Genomic DNA, 15,616 nt, shown 5'->3' with positions numbered 1-15,616 from the left:
CAGGGCAACCCGGCCCGGGTGCGGCCGGTCGCCGGACCAGGGGTGTGCATGGCCGTCCTGAAGCCCCAGGATATCGATCGGCGTCTTGCCGAAGCGGCCGAGCTGCCGCCGCTGGTGCTCGTCTACGGGCCGGATCACGGCCTGGTCGGGGAACGGGCCAGGCAGATCCTGAAGCGCGCCTCGGGCGAAGAGGATCCCTTCGGCCTGGTGCGGATCGACGGCGACGAACTCGGCTCCGACCCCGGCCGGCTCAGCGACGAGGCTCGCACCATCGCGCTGTTCGGCGGCAAGCGGGTTGTCTGGGTCCGCGACATCGGCAGCCGCAACATCATGGCGGCGATCCAACCGCTTCTCGACGACCCGCCCACGGATGCGCAGATCGTCATCGAGGCCGGCGATCTGCGGCCGACCTCGCCGGTGCGCAAGGCTCTCGAGAAGCACGGCGCTTCGCTGGTGGTGCCCTGCTATGCCGACAGCGCCCGCGATATCGATCGGCTTCTGGAGCAGGAAGCGGCGCATCACGGCCTGACCGTCAGCGGCGAGGCCCGGGAAGCGCTGCACGCGTTGCTTGGTTCGGACCGGGCGGGCAGCCGCTCGGAGATCACCAAGCTCTGTCTCTACGCCCACGGTGACGGCGAGATCCGGCTGGAGCACGTGCAGGCGGTGGTGGGCGACAGTGCGGCGCTGTCCATCGAGGAGGCTGTGGACGCGGCTTTTCTCGGCGATGCGGCCGGCGCCATCCGCCGGCTGAAGCGGCTGCAGGCGGCGGGCACGCATCCCTCGGTGACGGCCGGCTTCGCGCTGCGCCTGGCCCAGTCGCTCCAGAAAATGCGGGCGCAGGTGGACCAGGGCCTCGCCGCCGACACCGTGGTGGACGGGGTGCAGCCGCGGATCTTTTTCCGCCGCAAACCGGCCATCAAGACGATGCTGCGCGCCTGGTCGTCGGAGCAGCTGATCCGCGCCCAGCGCCGGCTCGCCGACACGGTTCTGAACACGAGGCGCTCGCCTGGGCTGGCCGACGAACTCGTGGCCGACACCTTTCTCGCGCTGGCCCAGGCCGCCCGTCGACGGCGCTAGAGCAATCGCAGGAAAAGTGCTCTCGCGGTTTTCCGTCCGCGATTGCGGCTAAACGAGCCAATCGCAGGAAAAGGGCGAATGCGGTTTCCGTCCGCGATTGCGGGGGAGAGCAAAGCCAGGAAAAGTGGGCACCGGTTTTCCGTCCGGCTTTGCGAGAGAAGAGTCTAATCACGCCGAGTTCGCTTGCACTCACCGGCTCCGGGAGGGCGGCCTGACCGGCCGGCCCGCGGTTGCGGGCTGATCAAGCAATCGCAGGAAAAGTGCCCTTGCGGTTTTCCGTCCGCGATTGCGGCTAAACGAGCCAATCGCAGGAAAAGGGCGAATGCGGTTTTCCGTCCGCGATTGCGGGGGAAGAGCAAAGCCAGGAAAAGTGGGCACCGGTTTTCCGTCCGGGAACGTGCGGTCTCTAGCCCGGCCAGGGACGGTCGGGGCGGTAGAACATGCCCAGCTTGAAGCTTTCCGCGATGCGCTCTGCGCGCTCGATGAAGAGCGGGGCGACCACATCGCCGCACACCTCGCGGGCCGTGTCGCGAAAATGACCCAGCCACGTTTCGAAATGCTCGGGACGAACGCCCGCCAGCCGGGCGTGAACCGGCATGGGCCGGCCATGATAGCGGCCGGATTTCAGCGTGATCGACGACCAGAAATCGCACAGCGTGTCGATGTGGGCATCCCAGTCGTCGACCTCGGCCGCAAAGATGGGCGCAAGCTCGCGGTCCTCCCGCACCCGTCCGTAGAAGCGGGTGACGAGGGTTCGGATCATCGCCTCCGTGATGGCGGGATGAAGCGGCGCGCGCAGCAGGCTGCCCGCCGGTGCGGATGAAGAGGGCTCGGTCATGGCGACTGGGAGGGTGACGCAGCGGCGGACGCGCCGCAAGCGGCGGGACGACGCAGCCGGGGCGAAAGGCCCACGCGGCCCAAGCAGGGGAAAACGAGGCCCGGACCACGAGGAAAGGGCGGTCCGGGCCTCGAGGTAGGGTGCGGCCCCCTCGTGGGGGAGGAGGGACAGGGCCGCACCCTCGAGGAAAGTTGCGCGGGCCGGCTTGGGGTCACCGGCTCGCTGCCCTCGTTGGAGCGCTGTAATCTTGAATGGGTACGCTTGTGCGAGGCTTGCGTTGTGCGTGCATCGCGCCATAGGCCTCAACAGGAGCAGCCCGGCCCTGGGTAACCGGGGCCGGGCCTCTCGTGGACACCGCCTCGAGGTGGGAGGGTCAGGCGATGTCCCCAAGACCGTTGATCCTGGTGGTCTGAAGCCGGGGGCGGGTTCCGAAGCACCGCTGTCGGCATCGGCCTCTGACAAGTGAGACCCTAAACCTTCGGGCTTGTGCGAAGCTGGCCGCGCGGACCTCCCGGGCAAGATTGTGCGCTGCCAAGCCGAAACTGCCGGGTCGATGCCACAATGGAGCGAAATCCGGGTCGTCCGGCGGGTGGGGTCGTGCAAAGATCGACATCTGCCCGCTGCGGTCGCACGATGGGCACGCGGTCGGATCGATTTTGGCCGCAAGACCCGCATGGATGTGATCGCTGGAACGGGAGGGACCCGCTGATGAGCTGGATCATCAAGCTTTCGCTGGTGTGTGTCTTCGCAGCGGTCGCTCCGCTATCGGGCTGGACACAGGAGCCGACGATCCCGCTGACGCTGCGCTGGGTCGCGTCGGACGGTGGCGTGCTGAAGGAGGAGGTTCTGGACGTCGATGCGGTGGAGGGCCTTGAGCAGCAGGCGATCGACACGTCCACCCCGTGGACGGACGGCGTCTCCCGTTTTTCCGGTCCGGCCATTGCCACGCTGGCCGCGATGGGTCCGCAGCCCGCATCGAAAGCGACCGTCGTCGCCCTCAACGACTATGTTCACGATCTGGAATCAACGGACTGGACGGAGCACGGTGCCATCCTCGCTGTCCGGCAAAACGGCGAGCGCATGATGATCCGCGACAAGGGCCCTTTCTGGGTGATGTTCCCCATCGACGCCAATCCGCGTGTCCTCGGCACGGCGCGCTATTTCAGCCGGATGGTCTGGCAGGTCAGAGAGGTCGAATTCGTTGTCGACTAGCCGTGCAGGGGCCGGCTGGTCGCCGTTTCTCACCATCGTGGTCGTGCTGACGTGTATCGGGCTGGTAACCAGCGTTCCGATGCTCTACCGGCAGCACGAGCGCAGCCGCGAGGCGCTGTCGACGAGCGCGCGCACGTCCGGCTGGCACGCCTACCAGACCCAGTTGGAAGTGGTGAAGGCGATCGGTGCGATCGAGCTTGCGCTGGTCGATCCGAGCGCGTCGCGGCTCTCCGACGCGCGGCTCCGACTGGCCATTTTGCGATCGAGGCTTCCACTGCTCAATCGCACCGAGGGCAACGGAGCCCTGCCCGGCATCGAACGCTGGCGGGAGGATCTGGTGGCGTTCGGGCGGATGCTCGACAGCTACCTCGATTCCGGCGGGCTGGAGGCGCCGGCCCCGGGTATCCGCGCCGCTCTGGAGGCGGTGCGCGCCGACCTCGACGCGGTGCAGTCCACGGTCCAGGAAATCGAGCGGGCCTGGATCACCTACCAGATCGGGTTGCACGAGCGCGAACTGGACATCGCGGAGAATCCGAAGGTCCTGCCCGGAGCGCTGCTGATCCTGTCCGGCCTGATGCTGATCATCTTTCTGCTGGTGGAGACCGTGCGCGGTCGCCGCAGGCTGCGCGCCATGACCGCGGCGGAAGAGGAAGCGGCCAGCGCCCGCCAGAACATGCGGGCGCTGATCGAGGCGACGCCCGCGCTCATCGTGGTTTACGACCCCGAGACCCTGAAGATCTCGTTCATCAACAGCTTCGCTCTGGCGCTGATCCATCCCTCGCCCGACCATCAGGACTGGGAGCGGTTCGTGGCCACAGCCCGGTCCGCGTTGCCGGCATGCTCCGTCGATGCGCCGTGGGGGGCGTTCTCGTTCCAGCGCAGCGACGGCACGCTGCTGGCCCTGCGCGGGCGGACCCGGCCGCTGGTCTGGGAAGACCGCGACCAGTGCGCTCTGATCCTCGGCGACACCACGCAGCTGCGCGACGCGGAATACCAGATCCTGCAGGCCGCCAAGCTGTCCACCCTGGGCGAAATGGCCTCGGCGATCGCCCACGAGATCAATCAGCCGCTCACCGTGATCCGCATGGCGGCTGCCAATTCCCGCCGGCTTCTCGAAAACGGCGACGCCCCGGCGCTGGCTGCGAAGCTCTCGCGAATCGACCAGCAGGTGGAGCGTGCCAAGCGGATCATCGACCAGGTGAGGCGCTACGGCCGCAAGCCGTCGCTGCGGTCCGAGCGCTTTCCGCTGGCCCGCACCATCGACCTGGCGATCAGCTTCGTGGCCGAGCAGCTGCGCATGGCCAACATCCGCTTCGTCATGGACATCGATCTGCCCGAGGACCTCGTCGTGGAAGGCGAGCAGACGCTGTTCGAGCAGGTGATCGTGAACCTTCTGCTGAACGCCAAGGACGCGTTCGAGATGCAGGCGGACGAGGGCGCCGCGCGGGAGCGGACCATCACCATCCGTGCGCGCGTCGAAGCCGACCGGATCCGCATCGAGGTGCTGGACCGGGCGGGGGGCATTCCGGAAGCGATCATCGGCGAGGTGTTCGAGCCCTTCACCACCACCAAGCCCGACGACAAGGGAACCGGCCTCGGTCTGTCCCTGTCGCGCAACATCGTGCGGAAGATGAGCGGCGACATCAGCGTGCTCAACGTCGACGGCGGCGCCTGCTTCACCATCGACCTGCCAAAGGCCCGCCGCTCGCTCGACGACAAGGTGGTCGCGTGATGGCCGGTCTCTCGATCCTGCTCTGCGACGACGAGGTCGCGCTGGCCGAGGAGCTCGCAGAGTATTTCGCCGGCGCCGGCTGGCGAGTCAGCCTCTGCCACGCTGCGGGGGAAGCCATGATGATGCTGCTCAATGGGCTGAAGCCGGACATTCTGCTCACCGATCTCAGGATCGATGACCAGGACGGAGCGACCCTGGTCGGGTTCGCCAGGGCCCTGCCGCAGTCCCAGCGACCCCGCATTCATGCCATCATGACCGGCGATGTCGCGCCCGCCACCATGGCCGGGGAGCTCGGCGTCGACGCGCTCTACGTCAAGCCGGTCGATCCTGAGGCGCTGGTCGCTGATTTCGAGGCCCGGCTCGAGCCGCGCCAACCGAAGCATGGCGAGGACGAAAGCCGCGCGCCCTAGCGGCGGGAACCATAAGACGGCTTCAAAACTCCGTGAGGGGCCGCTGCGGCGCCGTCGACGGCGCGCCCCGGCAGGACAGTCTGCCGATCCGGCAGGCTGCTGGTGCGCCATTCGCGTGCATTTCGGGCAGTTTTTCTGAATCATGCAGCCTTGTCGGGCGGCGGGGTGAAGTCCGCCCCGGACGGGTCGGCCGCACCCGTGCCGCCGCGCTGCTCCGTCAGATATCAGGGGGTGCGGGGATGCTGGCTCCCGTCAACCGGGCGACACCGGCACGGCGCGCTGGTTCGGCGCGGGATGTTGGACTACGCTCGTGTTCCCTGATCGTAAACCATTGCGTGATCAGGGGTGCAGTCGATGGGTGCGCGTGTGGAAGACTGCCATGGCGGCACGGGATCCGAAGCGACGGGCGAGCTGATCCGGTGAGCATGAACGAAGGCGGCGGAGCGCCGCAGGTCCTGATCGTGGACGATGATCCACTTGTGCTGGAGGAGCTCGGCGAGGGCCTGGAGCTGCTCGGGCACAGGGTCTTGTCGGCCGCCAGCGCCAATGAGGCGCTGACGCTGGTGGACGAGCATCCCGAGCTGAGCGTGGTCGTCACCGACATCCAGATGCCGAACATCAACGGCATCGAGCTGCTTCAGAAGCTGGCCTTCAAGCGCAAGCAACGGCCGCTCGCGGCCATCGTCATCACCGGCAATGCCTCGCTCGACCGGGCCGTCGCCGCCCTGCGCCTGCATGCCATCGATTTCCTGCAGAAACCGGTGCTTCCCGAAGAGGTGGCCCACGCCATCGAACGCGCCATGGCGCTCAGCGAGGAGAAGCCCGCGAGCGGCGGAGCCGAGGCGGCGGCCGATTTCAAGCAGCCGGATTATCTGAAGGCGCTGATCGCGGCGCGCTCGGACCGGGATTCCATCTTCGACCCGGGGCTGTTTTCCGATCCGGCGTGGGACATGCTGCTCGACCTGGCGCTCGCCGAGGCCAGCGGTCGGGCGACGTCGGTCACGAGCCTCTGCCTGGCGTCGAGGGCGCCGACGACAACGGCGCTGCGCCGCATCGACGATCTGCAGGGCGCGGGTCTGATCGAGCGGATCCCGGACCGGGACGACCGGCGGCGTATCGTGGTGCGATTGACGGATCGGGGGAGGCAGCGCATGCGCGACTTCACCGATCGTCAGATGAAGCGCATGCAGGACGGGGCATCCGGCGGCAAGTAGGAGGGGCTCGCCGCCGGTCCGGCCGGCTGGTCAGCCGACGAAGCGGTATCCGATGAACCGCTTGGAATCGATCACGTCGTGGCCGAGAGCCTGTCGCAGCTTCTTGCGCAGCTTGCTCATGTGTCCTTCGATGACGGTCTCGTCGAGCTGGTCGTTGAACAAGCCGTAAATGGCGTTGAAGAGCTGGCCCTTGGTCACCCGGCGCGAGGCGTTCTTCACCAGGTGCTCCAGGATGTGGCGCTCGCGGCGCGGCAGCGGCAGCGGCTTGCCGTCGATTTCCGGATCACGGCCGTTGAAGAAGACCTGGAGACGGCCGGTCGTCGCCGGCTTCTCGACCTGGTTGGTCCGGCGCCAGATGGCGTCGCTCCGGGCCACGATCTCGCGTGTGTGGACGGGCTTGCGCACCACGTCGTCGGCGCCGGCGGTGAAGAGTTCAAGGGTCTGATCCAGCGACCGCTCCTCGCTCAGCGCGATGATCGGCGCGCGGGAGTGGCTGCGGATTATGTCCGGAAAGGCCGGGCGCTCGTCGAGCTCGCCGAGAATGAAACCCTGCACCGCATCGATGTCGTCGTCCGAAGCGCTGCTCAGCCAATCCTTGAAATCGGAAGAATCCAGGCCGAGTGAAGCAAAGCCTTCACGTGCAAATCCGGCCATGTAGCCTTCGGTAACACTGTTTCGACTGTCAACAACGACATACATCTCAGACCCTCCAAAGCCTAATGCTGTCGAGAAAGGGAGTAATACATGTCGAAAGCGGGTCGAGGCACGGCCCCATCGACGCTATTTGAATATTTTCTAAAATACATCCACTCAACCAGAACCTGTTCGGATCTGGCACCGATATTCCCTCCATTTTGGATTAAATCCTTTTGAGTGACTAACTTGACGCGTCGAGTGCGTGCGCCAGCCGATCCCTGTTTGGTTCGTTTTTGCAGGGGCTTGCGGGGGGAGGGCGCTGCTTCAACTGTCCCCGCCTCGATCCCGGGCTCCTGTCGGAGCCGGGAAACTGGCACGGTGGGACGGAAGCCATCCCCGGATGTCCGATTTAAAGCGGACAACCTCAGGGGTCCTGCCACACCCGGGTCGGGCCGGGCAGATTCGGGGCTTCCGGGACTTGGGGACCGGAGGCCGGCTAGTCGTCGGGCAGGTCCGCGCCGCGATGTGCCCCGGGATCCTGGAGCGGCATCGCGTCTTCCTCATGCTCGCGCCAGCGGCGGACGAGGTCTGTCTCGATCTCGAACAGGTCGAGGACGCGGCCGATGGTGTGGTCCACGATCTCGGCAATCGAGGTCGGCCTGGCATAGAAGGCCGGCACCGGCGGCATGACGATCGCACCCATCTCGGTGGCCTGGGCCATCGCCCGGATGTGGCCGAGGTGAAGCGGCGTCTCGCGCATGAGAAGCACCAGGCGGCGGCGCTCCTTGAGCACCACGTCCGCGGCCCGCGTCAGAAGCGAGTCGGTCGAGCTGTAGGCGATGTCGGCGAGGCTGCGGGCCGAGCAGGGGGCCACCACCATACCGCGGGTCCTGAACGAGCCGCTGGAGATGGCCGCGCCCACGTCCTGGATCGGGTACACGACATCGGCCAGCTCGCGCACCTCCTGCACGGAGATGTCGAGCTCGTAGGCGATCGTCATTGCGGCCGCCCGGGAGATCACGAGATGGCTCTCGATCTCCGACTGGCGCAGGGCTTCCAGCATGCGCACGCCGTAGATGGCACCGGAGGCGCCGCTGATGCCGACGATCAGCCGGTCGGGGGGCGCCGCGCGGACCATCAGCGCACGGATCCAGTTCGGCGGGGCCGGTCCGCGCGCGCGCTACGATGGAGAATGACGGGGCGAAGCGGACGGATCACGGGCGTCTCTCGAATTCGGGTCGGTACAGTGCTAGCCGCTCGCACCGGGCGGCGCAAACGGGCGCTGGTCGAACGACACCGACTTCACCAGGGCGAAGACGTCCTGTCCGGGCGCCAGTCCAAGCTCTGCCACCGCCTCGCGGGTCAGCTGGGCGCGCAACCGGACCGGCCCGACCGACAGCAGGGCCTCGGCGAAGGCGGTATCCGGATCGGCGACGATCCTCTCCACGGTGGCGGACAGCACGTTGCGCACGCTGATGGCCTTCGGCCGGTCCAGCGCCACCGAGACATCGCGGGCACGGATGCGCAGCCGGACCTCGCTGCCGTCGGCCAATCCGGAAAAGGGCACGGAGAGGATCTGGCCGGCGAGGTCGAGACGGGTCATGCCGAACGCGGCATCCGTCCGCACCACTTGGGCGCCGACCACGACGCTGTCCTCGGCGCGCTCGCCGCCCAGGTGCAAGTCGACGTCCTCGAACACCTCTTCCACGCTGCCGGTCGCCTGGACCCTCCCGCCGTCGATCACCACCACCCGGTCGCCGAGCCGCGCCACTTCCGCCACGTCGTGGGTGACGTAGACGATGGGAATGCCGCGCTCTTCCGGCAGCCGCTCCAGGTAGGGCAGGATCTCCTGTCGCGTGGCGCGGTCCAGCGCGGACAGCGGCTCGTCCATCAGCAGCAGGCGCGGCGCGGTGAGGAGCGCGCGGCCCACCGCCACCCGCTGCCGCTCGCCGCCGGACAAGGCCGCGGGAGAGCGGGGCAGCAGCGGCGTGATGCCGAGCAGCGCGACGATGGCATCGAACTCCTCGCGCGCCCTCGGACCGGCCCGCTTTGCCGCGAAGTCGAGATTGCCGCGCACCGAAAGATGCGGGAACAGGCTGGCCTCCTGGAAGACGGTCCCGATGGGCCGGCGGTGCGGTTTCACGAAGGTTCCGCGCTCGTCGTCCTGCCAGATCTCGGGTCCCATGGCGACGCGGCCGCCGATGCGTGCGAGGCCGGCGATCGCGCGCAGGATCGTCGTCTTGCCGGACCCCGACGGGCCGAACAGTACCGTGACGCCGGAGACCGGCGCCGCGAAGGCGGCGTCGAGGGCGAAGCCGCCGACCCGGCCACTGAGGGCGACGGACAGCCGGTCTCCGCCGCTCACAGCCCCGACCTCCGTCCGAGGCGCTTCTCAACCAGCATCATCGACAGGATGACCAGGAAGGCGAAGACCACCAGCCCGGCGGACAGCAGGTGCGCTTCGCGCCACTGCAGCGTCTCCACGAAATCGTAGATGGCGACGGACAGGACCCGGGTTTCTCCCGGAATGTTGCCGCCGATCATGAGCACCACGCCGAACTCGCCGACGGTGTGGGCAAAGCCGAGCACCGCGCCGGTGACAAGGCCCGGGCGGGCCAGCGGCAGCGCCACCGACCAGAACGCGTCCCACGGGCCGGCGCGCAGCGTCGCCGCCACTTCCAGCGGCCGGTCGCCGAAGGCGGCGAAGGCGTTGCGGATCGGCTGGACCACGAAGGGCAGGGAGTAGATCACCGAGCCGATGACCAGCCCCTCGAAGGTGAAGGCGAGGGAGCGCAGGCCGAACAGGCCACCGATGACACCGCCGGGGCCGTTCGGGCCGAGCGCGATCAGCAGATAGAAACCCAGCACCGTCGGCGGCAGCACCAGCGGCAGCGCCACGATCGCCGCGACGGCATCCTTCCAGGGGGCCCGGGAGCGCGCCAGCCACCAGGCGATCGGGGTACCGATCACCAGCAGTGCCAGCGTGGAGACGGTGGCGAGTTCCAGGGTCAGGCGGATCGGCGACCAGAGCGCGGGGTCGATCATCGGCGCGGGTCCGGGACGGTCATGGCGCGGGTACGCCGTAGCCGAAGCCCGCGATGATGGCGCGCGCGTCCGGGCCTTTCAGGAAGGCGAGAAAGGCGATCGCGGCTTGCCTGTCGGCGGCCTCGCTCAGCAGCACGGCGTCCTGGGCGATCGGGGCATGCAGCGTCTCCGGCACGATCCATCGCGAGCCGCCCTCGCTGGCGGCGATCTGGGAGAGGGCAACGAAGCCAAGCTCGGCGTTGCCGGTGGCCACGAACTGGTAGGTCTGGGCGATGTTGGCGCCGCGAACGAGCTTCGGCCGGATTGCGTCCAGCACGCCCAGCGCTTCCATCGTCTCGATCGCGGCCGCTCCGTAGGGCGCCGTTTCGGGATTGGCGATGGCCAGCTTGTCGAATGTGCCGCGTGCCAGGGTGGTCTCGCCCGTCACGAGGCCGGGGTCGGCCGAGTAGAGGGCGAGCCGGCCGCTGGCGTAGGTGAAGCGGCTGCCGGCGACAGCGAGACCCTCGGCGACCGCGCGCTCCGGCCTTGTCTGGTCGGCGGCGAGGAAGGCATCGAACGGGGCGCCCTGGGCGATCTGGGTGAAGATCTGCCCGGTCGAGCCGAACGAGAGCGTCACCGTGTGATCGCCCTGCGCCTCGAACGCGGCGGCGATCCTTCGGGCCGCATCGGTGAAGTTCGAAGCCACCGCCACGCGCGCCTGTCCGGCCACGGCGGGGTCGGCCTGGAGGATGCCCGCGACCAGGACTGCAGCCGCGAGCGCGATCCCGGTCCTGCCTGCAGCCATGTCGTCTCCGCCCCTTCGCTATATCTAAAGGAATATAGCGACGGTAGTCACCGCACCCGGCCTTGGCAAGACGGCGCGGAAGCGAAGGATCCGTAGGCTCGCGGATGCGTTCCCTGCGCGGCGGCCCGCAACACGGCGAAGCCGCGACATTTTCTTTCTTGCAATTAATTCGCAGTTGCAATGTTGGCGGCCGATGCGCTACACCTGCCACAGCAACTGAAACGCGCATTGCTAGAGGAGCGCACATGTCGAGCGGAAACAGGGTGATCGGGCTGGCAGCCCGGATCCTATCGGCGGGCGTTTTCGTGGGGGTCCTGGCGGGAGTGCCGGCGCGCGCGGACGACGGCTTCAAGGCGGCGACGACGTTCACCGTCATCGCCGACATGGCCCAGAACGTCGCCGGCGACACGGCCGAGGTCGTGTCCATCACCAAGCCGGGGGCGGAGATTCACAACTACCAGCCGACGCCCGGCGACATCCTGAAGGCCCAGGATGCCGATTTGATCCTCTGGAACGGGCTGAACCTGGAGCGCTGGTTCGAGAAATTCTTCCGCAACCTGCGCGACGTGCCGAGTGCAACCGTTTCCGACGGCATCGAGCCGATGAGCATCGGCGAGGGGCCTTACAGCGGCAAGCCGAACCCGCATGCCTGGATGTCTCCGGACGGGGCACTCGTCTATGTCGACAACATCCGCGACGCCTTCATCGCCAACGATCCCGACAACGCCGCCCTCTACGAGGCCAACGCGGAGGTCTACAAGCAGGAGATCCGGGACGCCATCGATCCGATCCGCGAGGAGCTGGCGGCCATTCCGGAAGACCGGCGCTGGCTGGTCACCAGCGAGGGGGCGTTCTCCTACCTGGCCCGCGATTTCGGCCTCAAGGAGCTTTATCTCTGGCCGATCAACGCCGACCAGCAGGGCACGCCGCAGCAGGTGCGCCGGCTGATCGACACGGTCCGCGAGAACGACATCACCTGCGTCTTCTCCGAGAGCACGGTGTCGGCCAAGCCGGCCGAGCAGGTGGCTCGGGAAACGGGCGCGACCTATGGCGGCGTGCTCTACGTGGACTCGCTGAGCGATCCCGACGGGCCGGTTCCGACCTATATAGAACTTCTAAAGACAACAGCGGGCACCATCGCTTCATGCTTGACGCGCTGACACCGGCGAAATCATCCGACGGGGACGCAGGAGACGGCGAGGGGATCGCCGTCTCCGACGTGACCGTCACCTATCGCAACGGCCACACGGCGCTGCGCGAGGCCAGCTTCGCCATCCCCACGGGTACGATCACCGCGCTGGTCGGCGTCAACGGCTCCGGCAAGTCGACGCTGTTCAAGGCGATCATGGGCTTCGTGCGCGTCTCGAAGGGCGAGATCTCCGTGCTCGGCCAGAGCGTCCATCGCGCGCTGAAACAGAACCTCATCGCCTACGTGCCGCAGGCGGAGGAGGTGGACTGGAACTTCCCCGTCCTCGTGGAGGACGTGGTCATGATGGGTCGCTACGGCCACATGAACCTGCTGCGCATCCCGTCGGCGGCCGACCGCAGGGCGGTCACCGAAGCGCTGGCCCGGGTCAACATGGCCGACTTCCGCCACCGCCAGATCGGCGAGCTCTCCGGCGGCCAGCGCAAGCGCGTGTTCCTGGCCCGGGCGCTGGCCCAGGACGGCCGCGTCATCCTCCTCGACGAGCCGTTCACCGGCGTCGACGTGAAGACGGAGGAGGCGATCATCCGGCTTCTCAAGGCGCTGCGCGAGGAGGGCCGGGTGATGCTGGTCTCCACCCACAATCTCGGCTCCGTGCCGGAATTCTGCGACCGCACCGTCCTGCTCAAGAACACCGTGCTCGCCCATGGGCCGACGGCGGACGTCTTCACCCAGGACAATCTGGAGAAGGCCTTCGGCGGCGTGCTACGCCACTTCGTGCTCGGCGAGGCGGCGGCCGGCGCGCCGCGTGCCGTCGGCGTCATCACCGACGACGAGCGCCCCTTCGTGGTCTATGGCGACGAGGTCGATCCTGTCGCGCCGGAGGGAGGCCTGCGGTCGTGATCGACCTCCTCGTCCAGCCCTTCGGCTACGGCTACATGGTCAACGCCATCTGGGTGTCGGCGCTGGTGGGTGCCGTCTGCGCCTTCCTCTCCGCCTACCTGATGCTGAAGGGCTGGTCGCTGATCGGCGACGCGCTCTCCCACTCCATCGTGCCCGGCGTCGCCGGCGCCTACATGCTCGGCCTGCCCTTTTCCGTCGGCGCCTTCTTCTCCGGCGGGCTCGCGGCGGCCGCGATGCTGTTCCTCAACCAGCGCACCCGGCTGAAGGAGGACGCCATCATCGGGCTGATCTTCACCTCCTTCTTCGGGCTCGGCCTGTTCATGGTGTCGCTGTCGCCGGCTTCGGTGAACATCCAGACCATCGTGCTCGGCAACATCCTCGCCATCACGCCGTCAGACACGATCCAGCTGGCGCTGATCGGCTTTGTCTCGCTGGCGATCCTGCTTCTCAAGTGGAAGGACCTGATGGTCACCTTCTTCGACGAGAACCACGCCCGCTCCATCGGCCTCAATCCGACGGCCCTGAAGCTGCTGTTCTTCACGCTGCTGTCCGCCTCCACCGTCGCCGCCCTGCAGACGGTGGGCGCCTTCCTGGTCATCGCCATGGTGGTGACGCCCGGCGCCACCGCCTATCTGCTCACCGACCGTTTTCCGCGCCTGCTGGTGATCTCCGTCGCCATCGGCGCGCTGACCAGCGCGGTGGGGGCCTATGCCAGCTACTATCTCGACGGCGCCACCGGCGGCATCATCGTCGTCCTGCAAACGCTGGTGTTTCTGACCGCCTTCGTGTTCGCGCCCAAGCACGGCATTCTGGCGGCCAGGCGCCGCGCCGCCGAAGCGATCAGGGAGGCCGCATGAGCCCCGAGGCCCTGCTGCTTCCCTTCCAGTTCGAGTTCATGCGCAACGCGCTGATCATCTCCGTGCTGGTGGCGCTGCCGGCGTCGCTGCTCTCCTGCTTCCTGGTGCTCAAGGGCTGGTCGCTCATGGGCGACGCGGTCTCCCACGCCGTGCTGCCCGGCGTGGTGCTCGCCTACATCGTCAAGGTGCCGCTCGGTGTCGGCGCCTTCGCCGCCGGCATGGTCTGCGCGCTGGCGACCGGCTTCCTGAAGGAGAACAGCCGCATCAAGCAGGACACGGTGATGGGCGTGGTCTTCTCCGGCATGTTCGGGCTGGGCATCGTGCTCTACACCAAGATCCAGTCCGACGTGCACCTCGACCACATCCTGTTCGGCGACATGCTGGGCGTCGGCTGGGGCGACATCGCCGAGACCGGCCTCATCGCGGCCGTCTGCGGCGGCCTCATCGTGCTGAAGTGGCGCGACCTGCTGCTGCATGCCTTCGACCCGGCCCAGGCCCGCGCCGTCGGCCTGCCGGTCCGCGTGCTGCATTACGGGCTGCTGGCGATCCTGTCGCTGACAATCGTCGGCGCGCTCAAGGCCGTGGGCATCATACTGGCCATCGCCATGCTGATCTCGCCCGGCGCCATCGCCTTCCTGCTGACCCGCTCGTTCGGCGCGATGCTGGCGCTGTCCGTCGCCATCGGCACGGCGGCGTCCTTTGCCGGCGTCTATGCGAGCTTCTTCATCGACAGCGCCCCGGCGCCGACCATCGTGCTGCTGATGACCATCGCCTTCGTCGCCGCCTTCGCCTGGTCCAGCGTCCGCACCGCCCGGGCGGAGCGGAAGGCCGTGGCGGGTGGGGAGGGGTAGTGACGGCGCCGGTCACACGGGCTTCCGGAAGGCTTCCCGGGCGCGGGCCACGTCGGGGCGCAGCGCGCATCCTTCGGCGTGATCGTTGATCAGCCCCATCGCCTGCATGAACGCGTAGACCGTGGTCGGGCCCACGAAGCGCCAGCCGCGCCGTTTCAACTCCTTGGAGAGGGCGTGCGATGCCGCCGATGTCGAGGCGGTCTGTGGCGCCGCAAGCGCATCCGGCGTTGGCTCGTAACGCCAGACGAAAGCTGCGAGGGATCCTTCCTCGGCGACCATTTCGCAGGCGCGGCGGGCATTGTTGATCACGGCCTCGATCTTGCCGCGATGGCGCACGATGCCTGCGTCCGCCAGCAGGCGGGCGACGTCGGTTTCGTCGAAATCGGCAATGGCCGTGAAGTCGAATCCGGCGAAGGCGGCCCCGAAGCCGCCCCGCTTGGCCAGGATGGTGCGCCAGCTTAAACCCGACTGGAAGCTCTCCAGCGACAGCTTTTCGAACAGGCGCACGTCATCGGCGACGGGAAACCCCCATTCCCGGTCGTGATAGTCCAGGAATTCCGGCGCAGCGGCACACCACGCGCAGCGCGGCTGGCCATCGGGCCCGGCGATCGTGCCGGCCACGGTTCACGCCGTGAGGAAATCGAGCGCGGGAACGGTCCGGCCCGGTGCAATTTCGCGGATCTCGGTCTTGACCACGTCGTGGACGACGAAGGGATCGGCGTCGAGGCGTGCTTCCAGGGCCTCCCGGCTCTCGCCGTGGGCGATGACCACGCCGCCGGCGGCTGGCCTCAGCGAGCCCGTGCAGAGGAACACGCCGGCGTCGAAGCCTTCGGCGATCCACGCGTTGTGGCCGTCCATGAACTGCGGGGCTGCGGCCTTGTTGTCGGAAAACGTCAGAAAGACGATGAACATG

17 protein-coding genes are annotated in these 15,616 nt (G+C 67.7%); 9 read left to right on the top strand and 8 right to left on the bottom strand.

Features of this window, described 5'->3' with window-relative positions:
* The first annotated feature begins 48 nt into the window (after positions 1–48).
* Positions 49–1,077, top strand: coding sequence for a DNA polymerase III subunit delta (gene holA, locus C507_RS0115100; RefSeq protein ID WP_018700552.1), 1,029 nt, complete (start codon positions 49–51; stop codon positions 1,075–1,077).
* Positions 1,078–1,483: 406 nt separating this feature from the next.
* Here holA and C507_RS21560 read toward each other — a convergent pair whose 3' ends face one another.
* Positions 1,484–1,915, bottom strand: a complete 432-nt coding sequence (locus tag C507_RS21560) for a group III truncated hemoglobin (RefSeq protein ID WP_156829322.1) — start codon at positions 1,913–1,915, stop codon at positions 1,484–1,486.
* Positions 1,916–2,623: 708 nt separating this feature from the next.
* Here C507_RS21560 and C507_RS0115090 point away from each other — a divergent pair.
* The 4 genes from C507_RS0115090 to C507_RS23570 all read left to right on the top strand — a co-directional run bounded on the left by C507_RS0115090 (position 2,624) and on the right by C507_RS23570 (position 6,483).
* Complete coding sequence (locus C507_RS0115090) at positions 2,624–3,127, top strand: putative pterin-binding protein (protein WP_018700550.1); 504 nt, start codon at positions 2,624–2,626, stop codon at positions 3,125–3,127.
* The gene (locus C507_RS21555) at positions 3,117–4,859 is read left to right on the top strand and encodes a sensor histidine kinase (RefSeq protein WP_156829321.1); all 1,743 of its coding nucleotides are present in this window, start codon (positions 3,117–3,119) and stop codon (positions 4,857–4,859) included. Before C507_RS0115090 ends, C507_RS21555 begins: the two co-directional genes overlap by 11 nt.
* Entirely contained in the window at positions 4,859–5,269 is a 411-nt protein-coding gene (locus C507_RS21550; RefSeq protein WP_018700548.1) for a response regulator, read from the top strand. The genes C507_RS21555 and C507_RS21550 overlap by 1 nt, the downstream gene beginning before the upstream one ends.
* A 425-nt stretch (positions 5,270–5,694) precedes the next feature.
* Positions 5,695–6,483 (top strand): response regulator, encoded by a 789-nt coding sequence (locus C507_RS23570; protein WP_018700547.1) that lies wholly within the window; start codon positions 5,695–5,697, stop codon positions 6,481–6,483.
* 30 nt (positions 6,484–6,513) lie between these two features.
* On the opposite strand, the gene C507_RS0115070 is transcribed toward C507_RS23570, so the two are convergent.
* The 5 genes from C507_RS0115070 to modA all read right to left on the bottom strand — a co-directional run bounded on the left by C507_RS0115070 (position 6,514) and on the right by modA (position 10,948).
* A complete protein-coding gene (locus tag C507_RS0115070) occupies positions 6,514–7,182 on the bottom strand; it encodes a response regulator transcription factor (RefSeq protein WP_026319130.1) in 669 nt (222 codons plus the stop codon).
* 433 nt (positions 7,183–7,615) lie between these two features.
* On the bottom strand, positions 7,616–8,257 hold the full coding sequence (locus tag C507_RS21545) for a UbiX family flavin prenyltransferase (RefSeq protein ID WP_018700545.1): 642 nt from the start codon (positions 8,255–8,257) through the stop codon (positions 7,616–7,618).
* Positions 8,258–8,368: 111 nt separating this feature from the next.
* A complete protein-coding gene (gene modC, locus C507_RS0115060; RefSeq protein ID WP_018700544.1) occupies positions 8,369–9,484 on the bottom strand; it encodes a molybdenum ABC transporter ATP-binding protein in 1,116 nt (371 codons plus the stop codon).
* Positions 9,481–10,164 carry a molybdate ABC transporter permease subunit gene (gene modB / locus C507_RS0115055; protein ID WP_018700543.1) on the bottom strand — a complete coding sequence of 228 codons (684 nt, stop codon included), beginning with the start codon at positions 10,162–10,164 and terminating at the stop codon, positions 9,481–9,483. Before modB ends, modC begins: the two co-directional genes overlap by 4 nt.
* Before the next feature lie 19 nt (positions 10,165–10,183).
* On the bottom strand, positions 10,184–10,948 hold the full coding sequence (gene modA, locus C507_RS0115050; RefSeq protein WP_018700542.1) for a molybdate ABC transporter substrate-binding protein: 765 nt from the start codon (positions 10,946–10,948) through the stop codon (positions 10,184–10,186).
* Positions 10,949–11,193: 245 nt separating this feature from the next.
* On the opposite strand from modA, the gene C507_RS0115045 reads away from it, so the two are divergent.
* From C507_RS0115045 to C507_RS0115030, 4 genes are read left to right on the top strand one after another with little or no spacing between them, the layout of a single operon-like run.
* Complete coding sequence (locus C507_RS0115045; RefSeq protein WP_018700541.1) at positions 11,194–12,108, top strand: metal ABC transporter substrate-binding protein; 915 nt, start codon at positions 11,194–11,196, stop codon at positions 12,106–12,108.
* On the top strand, positions 12,093–12,995 hold the full coding sequence (locus C507_RS0115040; protein WP_018700540.1) for a manganese/iron ABC transporter ATP-binding protein: 903 nt from the start codon (positions 12,093–12,095) through the stop codon (positions 12,993–12,995). Before C507_RS0115045 ends, C507_RS0115040 begins: the two co-directional genes overlap by 16 nt.
* A 35-nt stretch (positions 12,996–13,030) precedes the next feature.
* Complete coding sequence (locus C507_RS0115035; protein ID WP_425386855.1) at positions 13,031–13,852, top strand: metal ABC transporter permease; 822 nt, start codon at positions 13,031–13,033, stop codon at positions 13,850–13,852.
* Complete coding sequence (locus tag C507_RS0115030; RefSeq protein WP_018700538.1) at positions 13,849–14,703, top strand: metal ABC transporter permease; 855 nt, start codon at positions 13,849–13,851, stop codon at positions 14,701–14,703. Before C507_RS0115035 ends, C507_RS0115030 begins: the two co-directional genes overlap by 4 nt.
* Positions 14,704–14,715: 12 nt before the next feature.
* On the opposite strand, the gene C507_RS0115025 is transcribed toward C507_RS0115030, so the two are convergent.
* Entirely contained in the window at positions 14,716–15,324 is a 609-nt protein-coding gene (locus C507_RS0115025; protein ID WP_018700537.1) for a DNA-3-methyladenine glycosylase I, read from the bottom strand.
* A gap of 3 nt (positions 15,325–15,327) precedes the next feature.
* Entirely contained in the window at positions 15,328–15,615 is a 288-nt protein-coding gene (locus C507_RS0115020; protein ID WP_018700536.1) for a YciI family protein, read from the bottom strand.
* Position 15,616: the final 1 nt, after the last annotated feature.

The sequence above is a fragment of the Amorphus coralli DSM 19760 genome, from assembly GCF_000374525.1.
GTDB classification, from domain to species: Bacteria; Pseudomonadota; Alphaproteobacteria; order Rhizobiales; family Amorphaceae; genus Amorphus; species Amorphus coralli.
This window is presented reverse-complemented; position numbering and strand designations above follow the sequence as displayed.

Coding starts and splice junctions, on each gene's coding strand:
- holA (WP_018700552.1), top strand. CDS start 49: ATGGCCGTCCTGAAGCCCCAGGATATCGATCGGCGTCTTGCCGAAGCG.
- C507_RS21560 (WP_156829322.1), bottom strand. CDS start 1,915: ATGACCGAGCCCTCTTCATCCGCACCGGCGGGCAGCCTGCTGCGCGCG.
- C507_RS0115090 (WP_018700550.1), top strand. CDS start 2,624: ATGAGCTGGATCATCAAGCTTTCGCTGGTGTGTGTCTTCGCAGCGGTC.
- C507_RS21550 (WP_018700548.1), top strand. CDS start 4,859: ATGGCCGGTCTCTCGATCCTGCTCTGCGACGACGAGGTCGCGCTGGCC.
- C507_RS23570 (WP_018700547.1), top strand. CDS start 5,695: ATGAACGAAGGCGGCGGAGCGCCGCAGGTCCTGATCGTGGACGATGAT.
- C507_RS0115070 (WP_026319130.1), bottom strand. CDS start 7,182: ATGTATGTCGTTGTTGACAGTCGAAACAGTGTTACCGAAGGCTACATG.
- C507_RS21545 (WP_018700545.1), bottom strand. CDS start 8,257: ATGGTCCGCGCGGCGCCCCCCGACCGGCTGATCGTCGGCATCAGCGGC.
- modB (WP_018700543.1), bottom strand. CDS start 10,164: ATGATCGACCCCGCGCTCTGGTCGCCGATCCGCCTGACCCTGGAACTC.
- modA (WP_018700542.1), bottom strand. CDS start 10,948: ATGGCTGCAGGCAGGACCGGGATCGCGCTCGCGGCTGCAGTCCTGGTC.
- C507_RS0115045 (WP_018700541.1), top strand. CDS start 11,194: ATGTCGAGCGGAAACAGGGTGATCGGGCTGGCAGCCCGGATCCTATCG.
- C507_RS0115040 (WP_018700540.1), top strand. CDS start 12,093: ATGCTTGACGCGCTGACACCGGCGAAATCATCCGACGGGGACGCAGGA.
- C507_RS0115035 (WP_425386855.1), top strand. CDS start 13,031: ATGGTCAACGCCATCTGGGTGTCGGCGCTGGTGGGTGCCGTCTGCGCC.
- C507_RS0115030 (WP_018700538.1), top strand. CDS start 13,849: ATGAGCCCCGAGGCCCTGCTGCTTCCCTTCCAGTTCGAGTTCATGCGC.
- C507_RS0115020 (WP_018700536.1), bottom strand. CDS start 15,615: ATGTTCATCGTCTTTCTGACGTTTTCCGACAACAAGGCCGCAGCCCCG.